This is a genomic window from Microcystis sp. M_QC_C_20170808_M3Col (genome assembly GCF_007095505.1).
GTDB lineage: Bacteria > Cyanobacteriota > Cyanobacteriia > Cyanobacteriales > Microcystaceae > Microcystis.
This window is the reverse complement of the sequence record NZ_SFBY01000170.1, coordinates 1-3,137: the sequence shown is the minus strand read 5'-3', so window position 1 is coordinate 3,137 and position 3,137 is coordinate 1. Positions and strand designations below refer to the sequence as shown.

The 3,137-nt window shown below is 42.4% G+C and carries 2 protein-coding genes and 1 pseudogene; all 3 read right to left on the bottom strand.

The window, feature by feature from the left end; translation table 11 throughout:
- Positions 1 to 486 precede the first annotated feature (486 nt).
- The gene (locus tag EWV84_RS07790) at positions 487 to 1,137 is read right to left on the bottom strand and encodes a methyltransferase family protein (RefSeq protein WP_287077548.1); all 651 of its coding nucleotides are present in this window, start codon (positions 1,135 to 1,137) and stop codon (positions 487 to 489) included.
- A gap of 62 nt (positions 1,138 to 1,199) precedes the next feature.
- A pseudogene (locus tag EWV84_RS22830) lies at positions 1,200 to 1,325 on the bottom strand (DUF4334 domain-containing protein); the annotation flags it as partial.
- Positions 1,326 to 1,646: 321 nt separating this feature from the next.
- A complete protein-coding gene (locus tag EWV84_RS07780) occupies positions 1,647 to 2,870 on the bottom strand; it encodes an ABC transporter substrate-binding protein (protein WP_287077547.1) in 1,224 nt (407 codons plus the stop codon).
- Positions 2,871 to 3,137 lie beyond the last annotated feature (267 nt).

The following is a 3,137-nucleotide window of genomic DNA, read 5'->3' as shown; positions in this document are numbered from 1 at the left end:
TAAGACCAGAACAGAGTAAAACTGTTAAGGCAGGTGCGGAACCCCGCAAGGGAAAGAAGCAGAAACCTAAATCGTGAGGTTTGGGAATCACCGTCCGTTTACGGCGGTGAGGATGTCAAAGAAACACAGTGCAAACCTGGTTGTGTAAATATCTTGAGGAAGGCAACGAAAAGAACTTGATAGATTCCATTTGGTATCTTTCCCAAAATCCTTACCCAGTATGGATTAGAGCGAATTAGCCAAAATACCTGTAATTCTTACCCGTGAAGCGTCACAAGAGAGATACCAAATAGGTTCTATACAAAGCGGGAAGAGCCTAATTATTAATTAAACCGCTCCCTGCCGTTTAGCACCTTTCCCTATGCTACTATTCCACTTCCATCGGTCTAATACCCCCTAAATGAAACTTAATAGCGCACCGTGCGGTTTAATCTCCTCAGCAAATTAGGTTATACTTCATCTTTACGAGAAAGACCTTAACTTTGCTTAGGTTTGAGTGGATTGGCGAGCATCCAGACGGGAGTTTATTAGCTTGGGTAATAGCAATCCGGATTTCGCTTTGTAAGCGTCAAATTCAGGATAGCGGGAGAGGGAGCGGTCTTTTTTAAGCATATTGGGAATGAAGACCCCGGCGACGAATCCCCCCAAAATCAGAAAAGGGAGCCAATGTTGGGCTAACAGGGCAAAACTCAGATAAATTAAAATCTCTCCTAAATAGTTGGGATTGCGACTACGACTAAAGAAACCTTCGGTGATCAATCCTTCTCTATATTTAAGGGTAAAATACTTTTGGGCATCGCTACCGTAATGGAGAAATACCCCCATAATATTGATCGCTATCGCCACGGATATTAAAGGAGCGGCGGCCGTGACCTTCCCGCTAACAATAATAAAAGGGGCAACCCAATATAAACCGAGAACGATAAAGGTAAATATTCCCATAGCCAACGGTATTTCTTTTTCCCATTGTTGATCCGGATATAATCTATCCTTGATCAACCACATAAGACCGTAAGTTCCGTGCAGGGCAAGGTATATCCAAGCGACTGGGGTAAAATTATTATAAAAAGCCATTAAGCCCAATATAATTAGAAAACTCAGAAATTTATGCCAATTAATCGCGTGTTTTATCTTCATTTTCTTCAAAGTAGAAATCAATCCTGTTGATCGAGTGCTAAACAATTATAACTACTAACGTTTCAATCCGGTCTTTGACATCGCTTGAGAATAAAAAAGAAAGGTCGGGGAAAGTTGTTAAAATCCATAATTACTGGCACGGTATTGTCCTCTAATTTCCGAAAAGAGTCATTAATCGGTAAATAATCCTAGATCAACAGCACAAGCTTCCAATCTGGTCTGTCAGGTTAACGGCGATCGCCGTTTTGTCGGTTGGGTTAAGACCACACTACCCAACACCAAAGACTGGCGGATTGTCATATAACACACTTTCCACCCCAGCACTGTATTTAAAAATACAATTTAATACAATCTTTATATTTTTCTCATGCCAAGGTTCTACCTTGGCATGAGAAAAGGGAGGATATTCCTCCCTTCCCTGATCGGTTACACAGGAGCTAGAACCTCTGGAAATGCGTTGCAAGGGAGACCCTTGCAACGCGGTAGAAACGAGAAGAACCACTTACTTATTAATTTTCCACAAAAGTAAACTTACCATTTTTACCATCGGCATCCATTTTAATTTGTGCCACGGAGAATTTATCCTGAATGATTTCCCCTTCTGGAGTAAAAGCAATATCTCCCAGGACAGTGACATACTTACCCGCTAAAATTTCCTGATTTAATTGTTGGCGAATTTGTGCGAGGGAAAGTGTACTGAGTTTATTTTTATCATCTACCCGTTTTAAGGCCTCGACAAAAACTTGAATTCCCGTAAAAGCTTGAGCGGTAAATTGGGGCGGTGCTTTTTTATTTTCTGCTGTATAAGCGGCGACAAAATCCCGATTAATAGGATTATCTAATTCCGGGTTATAAGCTTGAGCAATGATAATGCCATCACATTGAGCTTGACAAACCGGGAAAATATTAGAAGTATTTAAACCATTACCACCAATAATTAACCCCTGATAGCCTAATTGTCGCAACTGTTTGACCAAATTGCCCCCGTCAGCAACCAAACCAGAAATAACCACTAAATCCGGTTTAATATTAATAGCGGCGGTGGCTTGGTTTTGAAAATCTGTATCGGTGGTTTGGAATTTCTGCACGGTGACAATATCAAGATTTAAACTCTTCAGGGTTTCTTGAAAAGTTTCCGTTTCCGATTTACTAAAAGCATCATTTTGGGCAAAAAAGACAGCCACTTTTTTAATCTTGGGATCGATTTTTAAAGCGGTTTTAACCGCATTGGGAGCGACCACAGCCACAGGAGCAGACACCCTACCCACATATTCACCGATCTGGGGGATACCTTTAGCGGTGTTAGACGGACCGAGAATAGGAACTTTGGCTCGATCGGCGATCGGACTAGCGGCAAAAGCTTGTTGGGATAGGGACGGACCGAGAATACCCACCACCTTATCTTGAGTGATCAGGGTATTGATGGCGTTGATCGCTCCCGGTTCATCCCCAGCCACATCCTGGATAATAACTTTAATCGGTGTTCCATTGACTCCGCCCTTTTTATTAAAATATGTTTCAGCCATCTTGACACCGATCACCTGTTCCTGTCCCAATAGGGCGAGATTGCTGGTTTGAGCCAAAGCTGCACCGATGGGAATAGCAGCAGTGGCGGCGTTTTCTGCGGGACTGGGGTTAGTTTGACCAGTGGGAGTGCCGGAATTACAGGCCACCACTAGACCAAAAGTGACTAGGGATAAGATTAAGGGGATTAATAAACGTTTTCTGAGCATCTTAACTCTCCAGGAGGCTGATATTGTTGATGACACTATTATTTCGCTAATCGGGTTGATTTCAGCGAAATTCTCGACGCAATCGGACCGGATTCTGCTCCCTTAGCGCCCTTTCTTTCCCCTAATTTTGTTGATTAACCTCCCCGTCTCATAGTTAGTAAAAGTATAGTCAAATATAGACAGACTGAATTCCATTTCAGAAATTCCCTTCACTTTTACTTCGAGAGATTGATTCTCCTTGGGTGAACTACGCACCTCTCTATCCCA

Coding starts and splice junctions, on each gene's coding strand:
- EWV84_RS07790 (WP_287077548.1), bottom strand. CDS start 1,137: ATGAAGATAAAACACGCGATTAATTGGCATAAATTTCTGAGTTTTCTA.
- EWV84_RS07780 (WP_287077547.1), bottom strand. CDS start 2,870: ATGCTCAGAAAACGTTTATTAATCCCCTTAATCTTATCCCTAGTCACT.